16 protein-coding genes, 1 pseudogene and 1 riboswitch are annotated in these 18,661 nt (G+C 60.5%); of the genes and pseudogenes, 5 read left to right on the forward strand and 12 right to left on the reverse strand.

All coding sequences use genetic code 11. The features are described 5' to 3' along the window. Positions 1-18: 18 nt before the first annotated feature. The 6 genes from YH62_RS30445 to aztD all read right to left on the reverse strand — a co-directional run bounded on the left by YH62_RS30445 (position 19) and on the right by aztD (position 5,982). Complete coding sequence (locus YH62_RS30445) at positions 19-894, reverse strand: ABC transporter permease (RefSeq protein ID WP_046793276.1); 876 nt, start codon at positions 892-894, stop codon at positions 19-21. A 3-nt stretch (positions 895-897) separates the two neighbouring features. Continuing rightward, a complete protein-coding gene (locus YH62_RS30450; protein WP_046793277.1) occupies positions 898-1,857 on the reverse strand; it encodes an ABC transporter permease in 960 nt (319 codons plus the stop codon). 66 nt (positions 1,858-1,923) lie between these two features. Further along, positions 1,924-3,510 (reverse strand): ABC transporter substrate-binding protein, encoded by a 1,587-nt coding sequence (locus YH62_RS06050; RefSeq protein WP_046793278.1) that lies wholly within the window; start codon positions 3,508-3,510, stop codon positions 1,924-1,926. Continuing rightward, on the reverse strand, positions 3,507-4,238 hold the full coding sequence (locus YH62_RS06055; RefSeq protein WP_046793695.1) for a FadR/GntR family transcriptional regulator: 732 nt from the start codon (positions 4,236-4,238) through the stop codon (positions 3,507-3,509). Before YH62_RS06055 ends, YH62_RS06050 begins: the two co-directional genes overlap by 4 nt. Positions 4,239-4,347: 109 nt before the next feature. After that, on the reverse strand, positions 4,348-4,626 hold the full coding sequence (locus tag YH62_RS06060; protein ID WP_046793279.1) for a DUF982 domain-containing protein: 279 nt from the start codon (positions 4,624-4,626) through the stop codon (positions 4,348-4,350). A 123-nt stretch (positions 4,627-4,749) separates the two neighbouring features. Next, positions 4,750-5,982, reverse strand: a complete 1,233-nt coding sequence (aztD, locus tag YH62_RS06065; RefSeq protein WP_046793280.1) for a zinc metallochaperone AztD — start codon at positions 5,980-5,982, stop codon at positions 4,750-4,752. 172 nt (positions 5,983-6,154) lie between these two features. Continuing rightward, a riboswitch (cobalamin riboswitch) is annotated at positions 6,155-6,380 on the forward strand. 250 nt (positions 6,381-6,630) lie between these two features. Between aztD and nrdH the strand changes: the two genes are divergently transcribed. From nrdH to YH62_RS06090, 5 genes and pseudogenes are all read left to right on the forward strand, one after another. Continuing rightward, entirely contained in the window at positions 6,631-6,855 is a 225-nt protein-coding gene (nrdH, locus tag YH62_RS06070) for a glutaredoxin-like protein NrdH (protein WP_046793281.1), read from the forward strand. Between the two features lie 12 nt (positions 6,856-6,867). Beyond that, complete coding sequence (gene nrdI / locus YH62_RS06075; RefSeq protein ID WP_046793282.1) at positions 6,868-7,275, forward strand: class Ib ribonucleoside-diphosphate reductase assembly flavoprotein NrdI; 408 nt, start codon at positions 6,868-6,870, stop codon at positions 7,273-7,275. Continuing rightward, positions 7,263-9,416: a class 1b ribonucleoside-diphosphate reductase subunit alpha gene (nrdE, locus tag YH62_RS06080; protein WP_046793283.1), complete on the forward strand. Its 2,154-nt coding sequence runs from the start codon at positions 7,263-7,265 to the stop codon at positions 9,414-9,416. Before nrdI ends, nrdE begins: the two co-directional genes overlap by 13 nt. A gap of 15 nt (positions 9,417-9,431) precedes the next feature. Next, positions 9,432-10,421 (forward strand): class 1b ribonucleoside-diphosphate reductase subunit beta, encoded by a 990-nt coding sequence (gene nrdF / locus YH62_RS06085; protein ID WP_046793284.1) that lies wholly within the window; start codon positions 9,432-9,434, stop codon positions 10,419-10,421. A gap of 120 nt (positions 10,422-10,541) precedes the next feature. Then, positions 10,542-11,408 (forward strand): annotated as a pseudogene (locus YH62_RS06090) (MBL fold metallo-hydrolase); the annotation flags it as partial. 24 nt (positions 11,409-11,432) lie between these two features. Here YH62_RS06090 and YH62_RS06095 read toward each other — a convergent pair. The 6 genes from YH62_RS06095 to YH62_RS06120 all read right to left on the reverse strand — a co-directional run bounded on the left by YH62_RS06095 (position 11,433) and on the right by YH62_RS06120 (position 18,557). Next, on the reverse strand, positions 11,433-13,094 hold the full coding sequence (locus tag YH62_RS06095; protein ID WP_046793285.1) for an ABC transporter ATP-binding protein: 1,662 nt from the start codon (positions 13,092-13,094) through the stop codon (positions 11,433-11,435). Then, positions 13,091-14,005, reverse strand: a complete 915-nt coding sequence (locus tag YH62_RS06100; RefSeq protein WP_046793286.1) for an ABC transporter permease — start codon at positions 14,003-14,005, stop codon at positions 13,091-13,093. Before YH62_RS06100 ends, YH62_RS06095 begins: the two co-directional genes overlap by 4 nt. Beyond that, a complete protein-coding gene (locus YH62_RS06105; protein ID WP_046793287.1) occupies positions 14,005-15,012 on the reverse strand; it encodes an ABC transporter permease in 1,008 nt (335 codons plus the stop codon). The genes YH62_RS06100 and YH62_RS06105 overlap by 1 nt, the downstream gene beginning before the upstream one ends. Positions 15,013-15,083: 71 nt before the next feature. Further along, the gene (locus YH62_RS06110; RefSeq protein ID WP_046793288.1) at positions 15,084-16,691 is read right to left on the reverse strand and encodes an ABC transporter substrate-binding protein; all 1,608 of its coding nucleotides are present in this window, start codon (positions 16,689-16,691) and stop codon (positions 15,084-15,086) included. Positions 16,692-16,728: 37 nt separating this feature from the next. Then, complete coding sequence (locus YH62_RS06115; RefSeq protein WP_046793289.1) at positions 16,729-17,409, reverse strand: AroM family protein; 681 nt, start codon at positions 17,407-17,409, stop codon at positions 16,729-16,731. Positions 17,410-17,600: 191 nt separating this feature from the next. Further along, positions 17,601-18,557 (reverse strand): AroM family protein, encoded by a 957-nt coding sequence (locus tag YH62_RS06120; protein WP_197082517.1) that lies wholly within the window; start codon positions 18,555-18,557, stop codon positions 17,601-17,603. Positions 18,558-18,661: the final 104 nt, after the last annotated feature.

Genomic DNA, 18,661 nt, shown 5'->3' on the forward strand with positions numbered 1-18,661 from the left:
TTTGCTTTCTTTCGATTGTCAGTGGAGTTCGGCGCGGGGATCGAAGGCGTCTCTCAGCCCGTCGCCGATGAAATTGATGGCAAGAACGGCGGTGACGAGCGCCCCGCCGGGAAACAGCCACTGCCAGGGATATTGCTCGAGCACGGCCGTGGAGCGGGCCGCGTTCAGCATGTTTCCCCAGCTTGCAGCCGGCGGAGCGATCCCAAGACCGAGGAAGGAGAGGCCGGCCTCGAGCAGGATGGCATTGGCGATCTGCAGAGTCGCGAAGACGACGAGGATGTCGATCGAGTTCGGCAAGCCGTGGCGGAAGAGGAGATGCGGGAGACCGGCACCCATGCCCCTTGCCGCCATCACGAAATCACGCTCGCGAAGTTCGAGGAGCCGCGAGCGTATCATTCGCGCCAATAGGGGCCAGGAAAGCAGCGAAATCACCAGGATCGTCGGCCAGATGCCGGTGCCGGCTATGGAGGCGAGAACCAGCAGGAAGATGACGGGCGGCAGCGTCATCACCAAGTCGACGAAGCGCATGGTTGTGGCGTCAACCCATCGGCCGGCAAGAGCGGAGATCGCGCCCACGAGAAAACCGATGACGGCAGCGATCGCCGTGGAGCCGATCGCCACAAGCAGCGATATGCGGCCGCCTTCGAGAACACGGGCAAAGACGTCGCGGCCAACGCCATCGGTGCCGAACCAGTGCTTGGCCGTCGGGCCGCTGTTCATGGCGAGAAGATCGATATCATTCGGCCTGAAGCTCCACCACAACGGATAGGAGAGGATCAGCACGAGTATTGGTACGATCAGGCAGACGCCGAAGATCGCGACGCGGTTGGTCACGAAGCGGTCGAGGGCACGGGCGATCGGGCCGGGGCTGCGGGTGGGAGTGCGAGCGAGCATGGATCACCCCACCTTGATGCGCGGATCGATCACCGCATAAGTAATGTCAGTCAGAAGATTGACGACGATGACGCAGGCACCGATCACCAGCGTAGCACCCATGATGACTGGGTAGTCGCGGGTTTCCACCGCATCCACGAGCAGCAGCCCCATGCCCGGCCAGTTGAACACGCTTTCGATGAAGATTGCGCCGCCGATCGCGAGCCCGATGGTGGAGCCGATCAGCGTCACGACCGGCAGTAGTGCATTGCGCAGCGCGTGCTTGGTGATCACCCAGAACTCGTAGACGCCTTTGGCGCGGGCGGTGCGCACATAGTCCTGGTTCAGCACTTCCAATAGGGAGGCACGCATGTAGCGGGTGATGAGTGCCGCCTGGGCAATGGCGAGAAGCGAAGCGGGCAGGATGAGATGATGCAGCAGGTCGCCGATCGAAAATTCCGCCCCCGGTGTCAACATTCCGCCGGATGGCATCCAGTTGAACCGGACGGAGAAAATATAAAGCCCGATCAGCGCGCTCAGGAACGCGGGACTTGAAATGCCTGCGAGCGCGAAGACGGAAAAGGAGATATCCAATACCGAGTTGCGGCGCACGGCACTGACCACGCCGATCGCAATGCCGGCAACGACGGCGATCACGATTGCCGATCCCATCAAAAGCACGGTGGGGCCGATGCGGGAGAGCACCAGATCGAGAACCGGCTGGTCGAACCGTTTGATCGAATAGCCGAGATTGCCGGTAACCGCTTCCTTGAGCCAGGCGAGATACTGGAAGGGCAGCGGCTGATCCAGGCCGAGCTGGATGCGCAATTGCGCAAGGTCACTGGGCGACATCGGCACGTTCGGATCGATATAGGCATCGATCGGGTCGCCGGGGGTGAGACGCAGCAGAATAAAGATCAGCAGGCTGAGCGCGAGCAGCATGCCGGATCCGATCAATAGGCGCCGGAACGTAAAGCTGAGCATGAAAATCAATCCCGTGGGGGTGGCGTCGGCAAGCCCGCGCCACCCTTTCTGGTGCTATTTTTGGGCTTACTCGGCCAGCGACCATTTTTCCGGATGGGCCTGATAGGGCCCGCCGCCGGGTGCCGGCGTCCAGATAAAGTCCTTCACCTTGGATGAGACGACTCCATAGCGATTGGCGACCCAGAGCGTGCCCCAGGGAAGCTTGCTGTTCATCACCTTGCAGACCTCCTGATAGCGTTCGGTCCGCTTGCTGAGATCGGTCTCGCCAAGGGCTGCGTCGAGCGCGGCGGTGAGATCGGGCATGCGGGCGCGCACGACGTTGGGGCCGGCCGGCGGGATCTGCTTCTCGTTGAGGCCGACATTGATACTGCCCGGATCTGGCCCGTTCTGCAGTCCCGCAAAGACCATCTGGAACTGCGATACGTCCGGCGTGGGATTGAGCACGATGCTGTTATAGGTTGGCGTGTCCACCGCGCGCGGTGTCACGTTGATGCCGACCTGGGCAAGCATGGCCTGAACCGCCGCCATGACATTGGCTGCGAGCGGCGTGGTATAGTAGGTCAACAGGGTGATCGGCTTGTCGCCGTTGATCTCCGCCCAGCCGGCCTCCTCCAGCAATTGCTTGGCCTTTTCCGGATCGTAGGCATAGGGATCGACGTCCTTTGGCACGAGCTGATCGGCGACATAGGCGCAATTGGCCTGTTTGGCCGCTCCGCCGTAAAGGCTCTGGATGATGGCATTGCGGTCGATTGCATGCATCACGGCCTGGCGGATCTTGAGATCCTTCCAGATCGGTGAATCGTGGTTGAAGCCGAGGTAGTTGACCACGAAGGAATCGCCTTCGATGACCTTGAAGGCGTCATTATCCTTGAAGGTCGGAACATCGTTGGAGTCGACATAGGTGAACTGGATTTCGCCGGCACGAAGAGCGGCGATCGCAGCGGCGGGGTCCGCGAAATAGCGGTTGATGAGCTTTTCCAGGACCGGCTTGCCGCCGCGATAATCCGTATTGGCGGTCAGCTCCACGTATTGGTCGGTGACATATTTGCTGAACTTGAACGGTCCGGTTCCGATCGGGGATGTGGACCACCAGGTATTCTTGGCCAGCTGATCGGCGGGGATCTTCGACAACGCGTGCTCGGGAAGCATCATGACCTTGGTCATGGTGTCGAGAAGGCTGGCCGAAGGAGCGTCCAGCTTGACGACCAGCGTCTTGTCATCGGGCGCCTCTACCGAAGAGACGGCCTTCAGACGGGCGGCGAGAACCGAACCGCTCTTGGCGTCCTTGGCGAGTTCCATGGTGAACTTCGCATCCTTGGCGGTGAAAGGCTGCCCGTCGTGCCATTTCGCATCCGCGAGCTTGAAAGTGTAGGTGCGCTGGTCGTCGCTGACCTGATAGGACGAGGCCAGTACGCCCACCACCTTCTGGAGCTTTTCGTCATAGGCGATGAGCGGCTCGTAGTAGGTGCTGAGCCAGGTAAAGCCGCTGGTCGCAGCCAGCGGATTGAAATTGCCCTGGAAGCCGCCGGGCCCGACGTCGAACCCACCGGAAAGCGTTGCAGCCTTCGCCGGGGCGGTGAATGCCGGAACGGCGGTCGTCGCCATCATTGCGGCCACGGCGAGGGCCGACGAGAGTCTGGTCAGTCGATTCATTGTGTTCCTCCCACATTTGAATTCGTCTTGTTGTTGGCAATCACCCTGGAAATGCCTTCGTAGTGGCGATCCAGGCGCAGCTTGGCCTCCTCGACATTCCTGGCCTCCACCGCATCGACGATCGCGGCGTGATCCCTCCAGGTGCCGATCGGGTCGAGATTGTCGAGATTCACGAAATCGGACGCCTTGTAGAAGGCGAGCCAGAACACATCGATCAGTCGGGCAAGCGTCTCGTTGCCCTGGCAGCGAAAGAGCAGGCGATGGAAGAGCTGGTCGTCTTCGGCAAAGGATTCCCCCCGTTGCGCATGCAGGCCCATGCGGTTCACGGTTCCCCGCAGTTCGGCGATATCGTCCTCGCCGATCATCTCGATCGTCTTGCCGATCAGGCCGACTTCGAGCGTGCGCCGGATCTCGATGACCTCTTCGATCTGCCGGAGAGCGCCGCCGAGCCCATAGGCGAGATTGTCGAGCAGCGGCTCGAAAGAGAACGCCTTTACGAAAATGCCGACGCCGCGGCGCGTTTCGAGGACACCGAGTGATTCCAGCGCCTTGATGCCCTCCCGCAGGGAATTGCGGCTGACGCCGAGCTGCTGGGCAAGTTCGCCTTCCGCCGGCAGCAAGGTGCCCGGTTGCAGCCCGTTATCCGCGATATAGGCCCGGAGGCTCTCCTGGACGGAAACGTGCAACAAAGGCGCGCGGATCAAAGGCTTCATCGTCTTGAGCGTCATGCAGGTTCCATCCAGATTGGCGGCCATGTTCCGAAACATATCCACTTGTAGGATATCTGTCAAATGGACACGAAAAGTAGAGAACCCTGGGGAGATGGTTGAAAGACGATCAGGCGAAGACGCTAAGATTGGCTTCCCGCGCGGCCGCCACGAAGGCAGCCCTTACCTCCGCAGCCGGCATCTCACCGTGCAGCCCGTCCAGACAGGCCTTGACGGCTACATAGAATTCGTCGCCGTCGTCCAGCGGCCAATCGCGGAGCAGGAGGTGGGCTGCGTCCTCGACGGAATTGACGATTCGGCACAATACCGGGCCGTGCACCGCCACCCCAACAGAGCGGAACCGATGCAGACTGTCCGATTTCGGGACTTTTTGCCGCTTGTTCACCATGACGACGATGGCGTTGCAAAATGCATGCCGGAACGGCGGTGAGTTCGCTTAAGGGCGCCTATGCACGAAGGGACGCCGGTCATCAGACCAGCGTCCCTTGCGGATTGACGGATTGGGCGGGCTTTAGTGCGTCGCGCCGGAACCGCCTGCCGCGACGATCGCGAAGGGCTGACCTTCCACCGGAATGGTCCGCGCTTCCTTCAACGTCTCGCTATCGACGAGGCGGACGAGGCTGTGTCTTGGATCGGTAACCGCGATGCGGTCGCCGGCGACTGCAAGGCGCGGGCGCGGATCGCGCCAATGGCCGTCCTTGCTGTAGGGTTCCGTGACCGTCTCGGATTTGGTGACAGCGCCGCTGACGACGTCGAGAAGATGCAGCTTGCCGTCTTCCGTCAGGATATAGGCATTGCGCGGCTTGGCCGGGTCCAGCACGAAATCCACGCGCCTCGTGGCCAGTTCGACGAGCCTGTAGGGTTCATCGCTATCCGGATCGATGAGCACGACCTTGTCCTCGCCATAGTTGCCCAGAAAGAACTGCATGGAAGTGCCGCCCAGCAGGGTCGAGACCTTTCCCTTCGGCAGGGCGTCGCCATAGGCGAGCATTTCAAGCTCCGGACCGTCCATGCCGCCGGGGCGCACGACAAGTACGCCTTCCTCGCAGCCGAAGGCCACCAGCCGCGCGGACGTCGCTTCTCCGTGCAACGCGGTGCAGGGCGCGACTTCGCCAACCTGCTTGCCCTCGATGTCCACGACCCGCAGGCCGAGCCGCGGCGGCAGTTCGCCCTCCTTGACCGCGGCATCCGTGTTCGGCACCGACACCAGGAGGTGGTTGCCCATCGGCACGGCGACGCCGTGATGGGCGGCAATGGTATCGAAGGCCTTGATATCGGCATGGCCTTCGCTCAAAGCGCTTTCCTTGAGCAGATCGAACCTTGCGGTGCGGTCGTAGAATACCGCCACGTCGTCGCCATGGGTCACCACATGGCCGGGCTTCTCGCCCTTGATCGTCGTGGTCAGGAGCTTCGGCTCCGAAATCTCGATATCCCGGTGCTCGCCATGGTCGGAGAGCGATATGCCGGTGGTGATGGCGTGGACGATGTTCTTGTCGCCCTGTATGGCGAAGACGGTCTTGCCCGATTCGCTGAGCGAAAGCGCGGCATATCCCTCGAGGTCGAACCGGCCGAGCTCCTTGCCGCTCTCGACATCCACGGCGCGGACGACGGGGAGCGTATGGTCTGCGATGAAAAGCCTCCAGCTTTCCTTTTCGGCCTCTTCCGCGAATGACGGAAATGCAAGCAGGGCAGTGGAGGTGAAGGCAGCCACCCTGAGGGTGGCGCTCGAAACGGGGCGGGACATGGTTGCTCCTCTTGAATGTAATAACATTACGAAGTTTCTGTTATAAAGTTACGAACCACTTGTCCAGAAGGCAGGCGGGCCCCGGTTGAAAAAAGGGAAAACATGACGGGCGCTGTTGTCGCGAAAAAGAAAGCGCGGCATCGAAGCTATTGACGTAAATTTAACCTCGGCTACTATATCTAGTGTTCGAGGTTCTCCCGATTCGCAAGATCGGGAGCTAAGACGGGAATACGGTGCGTGACGTCCATGATGGGCCGAGCAATGCCGGAGCTGCCCCCGCAACTGTAAGCGGCGAGCGTTCGTTCAGAAAAGCCACTGGGGTCGTGAGGTCCTGGGAAGGTGAAAACGGATGCCGCGACCCGCAAGCCAGGAGACCTGCCTCGAACTTGAACGTCCACGGGCGGGGGTGTCCGGAGGGTCGCGATGATGCGTGGGTATGTGCTCGCGCACACCGCTCCCGAACGCGCCGCAAAGCCACTTCGGGGGAAGTCTTATGTCTATGAGTTCCAATCCGCACCGGCGCGAGTGACGGGCGTATAGCGCCCGGCAATCGGCTACGGCTGCCTTCATTTTCCAACTCCTTCGCTCGGACATCGGCGGATGCCCGAACGAGTTCGCACGCCCTTATCCAAGATACGAGGATTACAAATGACAATCACCGTCTACAGCAAGCCGGCCTGCGTCCAGTGCGCTGCTACCACACGCGCGCTCGACCGGCAGGGTGTCGACTATACCGTGGTCGACGTCTCCGCCGATGCCGAAGCCTATGAACTCGTCCAGGGTCTCGGTTATCGCCAGGTTCCCGTCGTCATCGCCGGCGAACGGCATTGGGCCGGCTTCCGCCCGGACATGATCAGCGCGCTTGCAGCCTGAAGATGCCGTGTAATGGGCGAGATCGTCTATTTTTCCAGCCGATCGGAAAACACCCACCGCTTTGTCAAAAAGCTCGGCGTCCCGGCTTTGCGCATTCCTCTTCGTGCTGATGAGGCGCTGAAGGTCGAAGGAGCCTTTGTTCTCGTTGTGCCGACCTATTGCGGCGAAGACGGTCAAGGGGGTGTGAAGGGTGCCGTTCCAAAACAGGTGATCCGCTTTCTCAACGATGCTGAAAACCGCGCAAACCTTCGCGGCGTGATCGCCGCGGGCAACAGCAATTTCGGAGCGACCTTCGGGATCGCCGGCGACATCATCTCCGCCAAATGCCAGGTGCCGTATCTTTACCGGTTCGAGCTTCTGGGCACGCAGGAGGATGTCGTGAACGTCAGACATGGATTGGAACGATTTTGGACACGCTAACGCTTGAAAGGCCCGCAAAGACGGCCGAGACCGCGCACGACTACCATGCGCTTAATGCCATGCTGAACCTCTACGACGAGCAGGGGCAAATCCAGTTCGACAAGGACCGGCTAGCCGCGCGACAGTATTTCCTCAGCCATGTCAACCAGAACACCGTCTTCTTCCATAATCTCAGGGAAAAGCTCGATTATCTCGTCGCCGAGGGCTATTACGAGCAGGAGGTGCTGGACCAGTATTCCTTTAATTTCGTCCGCGATCTGTTCGACCACGCCTATGCGAAGAAGTTCCGCTTTCCGACCTTCCTCGGTGCTTTCAAGTATTACACCTCCTACACGCTGAAGACCTTCGACGGTAAGCGCTACCTGGAGCGCTACGAGGATCGTGTCTGCATGGTGGCGCTGGCACTTGCGCGCGGCAGTGAGGCCCTTGCCCGTGATCTCGTCGACGAGATCATTTCCGGCCGTTTCCAGCCGGCGACGCCGACATTCCTCAATGCCGGCAAGAAGCAGCGCGGCGAACTGGTCTCCTGCTTTCTGCTGCGCGTCGAGGACAACATGGAATCGATCGGTCGCTCGATCAATTCGGCGCTGCAGCTTTCCAAGCGCGGGGGCGGCGTCGCCTTGTCGCTCACCAACATCCGCGAGGCCGGTGCGCCGATCAAGCACATCGAGAACCAGTCTTCCGGCATCATCCCTGTGATGAAACTCCTGGAGGATAGTTTCTCCTACGCAAACCAACTCGGCGCGCGCCAGGGCGCGGGGGCGGTCTATCTCCACGCTCATCATCCCGACATCATGCGCTTCCTTGATACCAAGCGCGAAAACGCCGACGAGAAGATCCGCATCAAGACGCTCTCCCTCGGCGTCGTCATTCCCGACATCACCTTCGAACTCGCCCGCAACAACGAGGATATGTACCTGTTCTCGCCCTATGACGTCGAACGCGTCTATGGCGTGGCCTTCACCGAAATCTCCGTGACGGAAAAATATCGCGAGATGGTGGCCGACAGCCGCATCGCCAAGAGGAAGATCAAGGCCCGCGACTTCTTCCAGGTGATCGCCGAGATCCAGTTCGAGAGCGGCTATCCCTATCTCATGTTCGAGGACACGGTGAACCGCGTCAACCCGATCTTAGGCCGCATCACCATGAGCAATCTCTGCTCGGAAATCCTGCAGGTGAGCGAGGCGAGTACCTTCAACGACGATCTGTCCTATAGCCACATGGGCAAGGACATCTCCTGCAATCTAGGCTCGCTGAATATCGCCGCCGCAATGGATTCGGCCGATTTCGGCAAGACGATCGAGACGGCCATTCGGGCGCTGACGGCCGTATCCGACATGAGCAAGATCACGTCGGTTCCTTCCGTCGCCAAGGGCAATGACGAAAGCCATGCGATCGGCCTCGGCCAGATGAACCTGCACGGATATCTCGCCCGCGAGCGCATCTTCTACGGCTCCGAGGAAGGTGTCGATTTCACCAGTATCTATTTCTACACGGTGACCTACCACGCCATCCGCGCTTCGAACCGGCTGGCGGTCGAACGCGGCGCCAGCTTCAAGGGCTTCGAAAACTCGAAATATGCTTCCGGCGAATATTTCGACAAGTACACGGAGCAGGTGTGGATGCCCGCCACGGAACGCGTGGCGGTATTGTTCGAAAAGGCCGGTATAGCCATCCCGACCCAGGAAGACTGGCGGGCGTTGAAGCAGGCGGTGATGGAAGGCGGGCTCTATAACCAGAACCTGCAGGCCGTGCCGCCGACCGGCTCGATCTCCTACATCAATCACTCGACGTCCTCGATCCACCCGATCGTCTCGAAGATCGAGATCCGGAAAGAGGGCAAGATCGGCCGCGTCTATTACCCAGCCGCTTATCTGACCAACGACAATCTCGAATATTACGAGGATGCCTACGAGATCGGTCCGGAGAAGATCATCGACACCTATGCGGCGGCGACCCAGCATGTCGACCAGGGTCTGTCGCTGACGCTGTTCTTCCGTGACACGGCGACCACCCGCGACATCAATCGGGCGCAGATCTACGCCTGGAAGAAGGGCATCAAGACCATTTACTACATCCGCCTTCGCCAGATGGCGCTGTCCGGCACGGAAGTGCAGGGCTGTGTCTCCTGCGCCCTCTGATATCCGGTGAGAAACATGAATATCCAAGTGAAAAGCAAGCCTGCCAAGGCAGCAGCGGCCGTGCGCGCCATCAACTGGAACCGCATCGAGGACGACAAGGACCTGGAAGTCTGGAACCGCTTGACCGGCAATTTCTGGCTACCCGAAAAGGTGCCGCTTTCCAACGATATCCCGTCCTGGGCGGCGCTGAAGCCGGAGGAACAGCAACTCACCATCCGCGTCTTCACCGGCCTCACTCTTCTCGACACGATCCAGAACGGCGTCGGCGCGGTGAAGCTGATGGCCGATGCCGCAACGCCGCACGAGGAGGCGGTGCTTTCCAACATCTCTTTCATGGAAGCGGTGCATGCGCGCTCCTACTCCTCGATCTTCTCCACCCTTTGCTCGACGCCGGATGTCGACGACGCCTATCGCTGGTCGGAGGAAAACGAATTCCTGCAGAGGAAATCGGCGCTGATCATGGAACAGTATGCCTCAAGTGATCCGCTAAAGAAGAAGGTCGCGTCGGTCTTTCTCGAAAGCTTCCTGTTCTATTCCGGCTTCTACCTGCCGATGTACTGGTCGAGCCGCGCCAGGCTCACCAATACGGCCGACATGATCCGCCTGATTATCCGCGACGAGGCGGTGCACGGCTACTATATCGGCTACAAGTTCCAGCGAGGCATCGAGCGGATTTCCGAGGAGCGCCGACAGGAGATCAAGGATTTTGCTTTCGATCTTCTGCTTGAGCTCTACGACAACGAAGCCAGGTATACCGAAGCGCTCTATGACGGCGTCGGGCTGACGGAGGATGTCAAGAAATTCCTGCATTACAACGCCAACAAGGCGCTGATGAACCTCGGCTACGAGGCGCTGTTTCCGCCGGAAGCCTGCAAGGTGAACCCGGCTATCCTCTCTGCCCTCTCGCCTAACGCCGACGAGAACCACGACTTCTTCTCCGGCTCCGGCTCCTCATACGTTATCGGCAAGGCGGTCGCGACCGAGGACGAGGACTGGGATTTCTGATCGGAGGGAGCATCGCTTCGGCTACGCCAAATGTGATGGTAGACGCAGGGCTTGGCATGCGGCACCATCGCGAGTGCCTGCGTCCAACACCCGTGAGGAAGTGCGATGACGAGATTGCTTCAGCCGCTTGTCGAGGGTTTTTACGACGAGCGGACAGGCAGCATTCAATACGTGGTCTCGGACCCGCAGACCCGCAAGTGCGCGATCATCGATCCGGTGCTGGACTATGACGAGAAGTCCGGCAGCACGGCCACCCGTCATGCGGACGCGATCCTTGACTACATCCATCAGAAAGGCCTCGATCCGGCATGGATACTCGACACGCATCCGCATGCGGATCACTTTTCGGCAGCAGCCTATCTGAAGGAGAAGACCGGAGCGCCCACGGCGATCGGGGCCGAGATCGTCAGCGTGCAGGAGCTCTGGCGGACGATCTATAACATGCCCGAGTTGGCGACAGACGGGTCGCAATGGGATCGGCTGTTTGCCCATGGCGATCGGTTCCCGATCGGGGAAATGGAATGCCGCGTCATCCATTCGCCGGGACATACGCTCGCTTCCGTTACCTATATCGTGGGCGATGCCGTCTTCGTTCACGATACCCTGTTCATGCCCGACAGCGGCACCGCACGGACTGATTTCCCCGGCGGAAGCGCCGAAAGCCTCTGGAAGTCGATCGAGTTCATTCTGGCTCTTCCGGCAGACGTGCGGCTCTTCACCGGCCACGACTATCGGCCGGAAGGAAGGCAGGCCCGGTGGGAAAGCACCGTCGCCGAGCAGAGGGCGAATAACATCCATCTGTGGGGAAGAGACGGCCACAGCTTCGTTCAAATGCGAAAGGAGCGGGACGCTACATTGCCCTTTCCGCGCTTGATGCTGCACGCGCTCCAGGTGAACCTCAATGCAGGCGCGCTTCCAGCGCCGGAAGGCGACGGCCGCAGGTATTTGAAAATACCCCTGGATGCCTTTCCCGAAACCGCCTGGTAGCGGATGAAGTTGGAAATTTCCGCTTCACAGTAGGGCGGCCCGCGAGGTCTGCCGGCCGCTTGCAAGCAGCGCCTGGGTATATTCGTGCTGCGGACGATCGAAGATGGCATCGGTTAAGCCCTCTTCGACGACCACCCCCCGCTTCATCACGATTGTCCGATCGCAGATCTGCCGGATCACCGCGAGATTGTGCGAAATGAAGACATAGGTGAGGTTCAGCTCGCCGCGCAATTCTTCGAGGAAGGTCAGAACTTGTGCCTGGACCGAGACGTCGAGGGCCGATGTCGGCTCGTCCAGGACGAGCAGTTTCGGATGGAGCGCGACTGCCCGGGCGATGCAGACGCGCTGCTTCTGGCCTCCCGAAAGCTCGTGCGGATAGCGATATTTGAACGCTTTCGGCAATTGCACGGTGTCGAGCAGTTCCTCGACTCGCTTGTCGATGTCACGGCCTCGCATTGCCGTCTGGATGCGCAGCGGCTCACCTATCGCATCGCCGACCGTATGGCGGCCGTTGAGGGCAGAGTGGGGGTTCTGGAAAACGAGCTGCATATCGCGGCGTTTCCGGCGCAATGCTTCGCCTGCAAGACCGGTGATACTGGAACCATCGAAGACAATCTCCCCGCAGGTCGGCTCGATCAGCCGCAGGAGCATGCGCGCCACCGTCGACTTGCCGGAGCCGGATTCGCCCACGATGCCGAGCACTTCGCCTGGCATGACCGAAAGACTGACTCCGTCGACCGCCTTCACGGTGCCGCCACCCATTAGACCGTACGTCTTGCGAAGATCCACGGCCGTCAGGAGAGGCTTTGCAGGAGATGTCTCGCTTTCGAACGGTGCTGGATCCTCACACTCCAGGAGACTGTGAACGCCGGCGACTTCATCGATCTCCGGCACCGCCGCGAGCAGTCTTTGCGTGTACTCGTGGCTGGGATTGCGAAGGATATCCTTCGTCAGCCCCTGTTCGACGATCTCGCCCTTGTACATGACAGCGCAGCGTTCCGCGACCTTGGCGATCGCCCCCACGTCATGGCTGATCATGATCACGGTCAGCCTGAGCGTCCTCACAAGATCGTTGATCAACTCAAGCACCTGTGCCTGCACGGTCACGTCGAGTGCCGTCGTCGGTTCATCGGCGATCAGCAGGTCCGGCTCGCCCGTCAGCGCCATGGCGATCAGGACGCGCTGGCGCATCCCGCCGGAAAGCTGGTGCGGATACTGGTCGAAGACGCGTGTGGGATCGTTGATGCCCACCTGACTGAGGAGTCCTTCGGCGCGTGCCCGGCGGGCGGTCTTGCCCGCCTTCGGCTTGCCCGTGGCGCGGTGATGTGCCGCGATCACGTCGGAAATCTGCTTGCCGACCGTGAAGAGCGGATTGAGATAGGTCATTGGATCCTGGAAGATCATCGAAATCCGCACACCGCGGATTTTTGCCCAGCCGGCATTGTCCAGTGTCGAAAGGTCCGTCCCGTCGAAAACGATGCGGCCGTCCATGATGCGCGACCGCTTCGGGCCGATTCCCATCATCGAGCGGACAAGCACGGTCTTGCCTGATCCGGACTCGCCGACGATGCCGAGCGTTTCGCCGCGGCGGACCGTCAGATTGATCTTCTTCAGCACATGCACGGCGCCGTCGAAAGTATCGATATCAAGGGTGAAATCGCGGATGTCGAGAAGGGAAGTGGTCATCGCTCGCGGCTCCGGGGATCGAGAATATCGCGCAGGCCGTCGCCCAGAAGGTTGAAGCCAAGGACCGTCAGGAAGATCGCCGCGCCCGGAAAGAACGAATACCACCACCAGTCGGGCATGTAAGATCTCGCGACTGAGACCATGGCCCCCCATTCGGGTGCCGGCGGCGGGGCGCCGAGGCCGATGAAGCCAAGGCCGGCGGCCGACAAGATCGCCATGCCCATGTCCATGCTCATCTTGACGATGATCGGCGACATGCAGTTGGGCAGGATGTGGTGCCAGAGTATCCAGGGCGTTTTGGCGCCGATCGAGCGGGCGGACTCGACGAAGAGCTCCTCCTTGACGGCGAGTGTCTTCGCCTCCACCAGGCGGACATAACCGGGCCACCAGACGATCGCCAGCGCGATCATGCAGTTGGTGAGACCGGGTCCGAGGGAGGCGACGATAGCAAGCGCCAGCGCAAGACCGGGCACCGCCAGGAAGAGTTCGGTCACCCGCATGATGCAGGCGCGGACCCAGCCGCCCTTGTAGCCGGCGATGATGCCGAGCGGCACGCCGACCAGCGCGCCGAGGCCGGTGATGACGATGCCGATCCAAAGCGAGGTACGGGCGCCAACGATGACGCGCGAGAAGATGTCGGCACCCATCTCGTCGGTGCCGAACCAGTGCTCCGCACCCGGCGGCAGAAGCCGCGCTTCCATGTTCACCGCGCCCGTCGTGTCCTGCGGATAGGGCACGATCGATGGGCCGATGGCTGCCAGGATCAGGAAGAGCACCACGAGCGTCAACCCGAACATGGAGGAGAAGCTGCCGCAAAACATGTGCGCATAAAGCCGCAGTTGGCGGATTCGGCTGGCATGTCGTTCGCGGAAGGAGAGCGGCGTTTCGCTCGTCAGATCGACATGTGACATCAAGCCCTCCGCAGGCGCGGATCGATCCAGGCATAGGCAAGATCGACCAGTGTATTGGCGATGATGAAGAAGAAGCCGATCAGCAGCGTCACGCCGATCACCGGCTTGAAATCGGAGGCGAGCGCGGAAGATACGGCATAAAGCCCGATCCCTGGCCAATCGAACACCGTTTCCACCAGAACCGTGGAGCCAAGCATCCAGCCGAAGCGAAGTCCGATCATCGCAAGTGTCGGCAAAAGGGCGTTCTTCAGCGCATAGATCATGACGATGCGGCGCGAAGACAGGCCATGGGCGCGGGCGGCGACGATGTAGTCAGATTGCAGGACTTCGATCATTTCGGCGCGATTGACGCGCAGGATCGAGGCGAGACAGGGAAAGGACAGCACGAAGGCCGGCAGGATGATATGGGAAAAGGCGGTCTGGAAGGTACCGAAGCGCCCGGCGATGAGCGCGTCGATCAGCAGCGAACCCGTCATCATTTCAGGCGGGCGGGTCACCAGCGGCAGCCGGCCCGATACCGGCAGCCAGCCGAGATCGACGGAAAAGAAGAGCTGCATCAATATCCCGAACCAGAAGGCCGGGATCGCAACGCCCGAGATCGACAGGATGCGAGTGACATGATCAAGCGGCCCGTCCTTGTAGACGGCTGACAACATGCCGAGCGGAACGCCGACGACGACGCCCAGCGTCATCGCAACCAGGACGAGCTCAAGCGTCGCAGGAGCATAGCGTATGAGTTCATCGAGCACTGGCCGGGTGCTGACGATCGAGGTGCCGAGATCGCCGCTCAGGAGATCCTTCATGTAGATCGCGAACTGTTCGATGATCGGCCGATCCAGGCCATATTCCGTGCGGATCGTGGCGACCATGTCCTCGGTCGCGTTCGGGCCCGCAACAAGCCTGGCAGGATCGCCGGGGGCCACATTGGTGATGACGAAGGTCAACACCGCAATGCCAAGCATCGTGCCGACGACGGTCAGCAGTTTGCGCAAGGTGAAAGACAGCATGCCGGCCTCGGATCAGGAAAGGGAGGCGGCACCTGCCGCCTCCGGCATTGATGGAATGGACGAGTGGAGGCTTATTCCTCTTCCTTGATCCACAGCGGGTAGAGATCGACCTCGCCGGTAAAGCGGACCGGGCTAAACTGGAAGCCCTGCAGATAGCTCTGGTGTGCCCAGCGACGGTTCTGCAGCATGCCGAAGACTTCCGGCTGGTCCGCGACGATCTGCTTCTGGATCTCGGTGTAGAGGGTTGCCCGCTCGTCCCAATTGGTGCTGGCACGCGCCTTATCGATCATCTCCGAAACCTTCGGACTGTCGTAGAAGGCCATGGCGTAATATTGGCCCCAGCTGTTCTTGTGATATTGGTAGGCGACCGCATCCGGATCGATCGAGATCGGTGTGGTAAAGACCGAGGTCATGCTTGGCGACGTATCGACGCTTGAGCCGGCCGCCACCATGTTCGGCCATTGCTCCGGCCTGATGTTGACGTTGATGTTGAGCGCCTTCAAGTTATCGAGCAGCACGAGGCCGATGCGGCGCGCTTCCTCAAGACCTGCGACATGCACGTAGTCAAGCGTGATCCCTCCATCCTTATAGGCGGACTTGGCGAGATATTCCTTGGCCTTCGCAAGATCCTGGCGCGGAATGCCCGGCACCTCGATATGGCCTTTCATCGCATCCGGCAGCGGACTGGTCTCGAGCGTTGCCGCGCCGTTGTAGATCTGGATCAGGGCGTCGTAATCGAGAGCGTAGGCGATCGCCTTGCGCAAATTGATGTCTGCGGTCGGCCCCTTCTGGGTGTTGAACTTGATCCCGAACGTCGTCATACCCTTGTGATCCTGGATCACGATGCCCGGGATGTTCTTGACCTGCACGTAATCGTCGGAAGTCAGCCCTTCCACGATATCCGCCTCGCCGCGCTGAAGCGCAGCCTTCTGGGCGGCGGGCTCGCGGATCATCCGGTAGATGACCCCTGCCGGTCGGTTGTCGCCCTGCGGCCAACCCTTCCAGTAGTCATCGACCGCTTCGACCTCGTAGAGCACGTTCGGCTCCCAGCGTCCCAGCTTGAAGGGGCCAGAGCCGGCGGCGTGGTCGGTCAGCCATTTCTGGCCATAGTCGCCGTCGACCTCGTTCGCCTTCACCTCGTTCGGATTGACGATATACCACCATGGCAGGAAGGAGAGGAACGGCGCGTAAGGCGCCTTCAGCTCGAACTTGATAGTATGGTCGTCAACGACGCTGATGCCCTCTGGGGCCAGAAAGTCCTTCAGCATCCAGGCAACGCCCTTGTTGAGCTTCAGGCCGCGCTCGAAGGAATAGCGGATCGCTTCGGCATTTACCGGGTCGCCATTGTGGAACTTGGCGTCTTTGACCAGATGGAAGGTCCAGGTCTTGCCATCCTCGCTGGTTTCCCAGCGTTCCGCCAGCCAGGGCTTCAGCTCGGCCGGATCACCCTCGTATTTCAAGAGCGCGTCATAGACGGCCTGTTGGATCATGCGTGTCGACCAGTCGTAGCGGACATGCGGATCGAGCACCGGAATGGCCTGGCGTCCGCCGAAGACGATGACGGTGCCGCGGTCGGTGCGTTCAAAGGCGGCGACGGGTGAAACCAGCGCAGAGCTGGCCAGCATGGCAAGGGCGCTCAGGCCCAGTGCGAATTTCGTGAATGTGGCATTTCTGTTCATGTCCGTTCCCTCTTTTTCTTATTGCAGGAGCTGGTTGTCAAAGCATTTGGCGGAGCACGCCGGCGACCAGCCGCCTAGAAAGGAGCACTGGTGCGCGGATCGATGTCTTGGCCTGGGCAAGCATGTCGGCGGAGTAGCCCATGCAGTGCATGATGACGAGATCGCAGTTTGCCAGGCCCGCTGCCCGTTCTTCTATGTCGTCGCCGGCATAAGGCGAGGCGGCCACCACCTTCGGCTCGCCTGCGAAGACATGCCGTCTTGAAAATTCCCCTACCTGACGCTCAAGGGGCACGATGACGCCGAGCCGGCGGGCGGATTGAGCAAGCGCTTCTACGGTCGAATCGACGATACGCTGGGCCTCCACGACGAGCGTACGCCTGAGCGGTTCGACCTTCGTGCCCGTGCACAGCAGCACGATGATGTCGAAGCCCTGCTGGTCGATCTTCTGGAGCAGAAGGTTCAGACGCTCCTCGGTCCGCTCTTTGGAGGTGACGATTTCGTCTCCACTTGTGAGACGCGTGGCGAAGGAGAGCTCGCCAGGCCTCGCCTCCATGGCGGCAAGCTCCACGGGCGTCATACCGTCAAGCACGCCAAATTCGATCACATCGAACTTGCGATCTTCCTGGCCCGCGGTGATATCGGCGATCATCTCCGGCACGATGTCGCTTCGCGGCGTCTGGCCGATTGTGACGAATGCGATGCGCGGAGAAGAATTCATGTCGGCTCCAGGACGATCCCTTAAGGACTTCTACTGATCCAAAGCCTAGCGTGTCCCTTATGCCGCCTACTATCAGGGAGTTTCCCTATCCGGCCCACGATTGACGGAAAAGTGGATGATGAAACTTTGGGCAGGACCTGCTTTCTCGCTCAATGGGATCGGCAAAGCGAGGCCGCGGCTCGCCTTGGAGGTCAGAAAAACCCGGCGGAGACGACCAGCCGTATCAAGGCGCCCACTGAGGTCACTTCCATCTTGCTCATGACATTGGCGCGATGGATTTCGACGGTCTTGGGGCTGATTCCGAGCTGTCGGGCGACTGCCTTGTTCGACAATCCTTCAGCGACCAGCGAGAGGACCTGTTTTTCCCGCGGCGTGAGTCGCATCAGCCGTTCGGAAAATTCCGCGTGCACATCAGGCAGCGTAGCCGCTTGGGCCTGGCTGAGCAGCAGGCGGATTGCGCCGGCAACGATACGTCTGGCAAGCACCACCGGCTTGCCGCTCGCCTTGGCCACCATCTGCTGGTCGGCTTCCGTGAAGCTCACGGAATTAAGGACGATGATGTCGCACTCGGCGAGATCCACAAGGGCGCGGGCAAGTGATCCCCTGTCTCCATCGTGCGCGTGGGTCGCCGTCACCCGGAAAAGTCCCAGCGCTGGGATATCCAGCTCGGCAACCTGCTGCTCAAGCGGCTGGATAATGCCGATGGCCTCACCTTGCGAGGCGAGCGAGATGATGGTCGATTCCATGGCGCGCTGGGCATTGACGGTGGGGCAGGTGCTTTCGAATTCCCGAAAAATGCCGGTCGAAAGAATGACTACCAGATCGAACTCGTGGGGGTGAAAGCCGGCGACGATGCCTGCCATCCGTTCGGCGATCCTCGGCTTCGAAAGCACGATGTCGCCGCCGTCGCGCAATCGTGTAACGATTCCCGGCTCGCCCGGTCGCGGGCGGAATTGATCGATCTCCTCAATCGAAAGCCTGTCAAGGGCTCCGATTTCCAACGCCTCAATGGAAAGGTCGAGGCTGGACAGCATGGTCTCGATTAGATCTGCCCGAGGGGAGTGGCCGACACTAACGAACATCACCTTGCGTTTGGCTTCGCGGCTTTCCTTCGCTGGGTGACTGTCGTGGACGTTTGTCTGGGCCAATTTCGATTCTTCTCCCTGGTAGCCGTGAGGGCAAGCTTTGCTGCCCAATTTTTGTGCGCCGCTCCTCTAGGTGCAGTCCCTTATATTCTCGACGCGCCGACGAA

This window comes from Rhizobium sp. LC145 (genome assembly GCF_001005825.1).
Taxonomy (GTDB): Bacteria; Pseudomonadota; Alphaproteobacteria; order Rhizobiales; family Rhizobiaceae; genus Neorhizobium.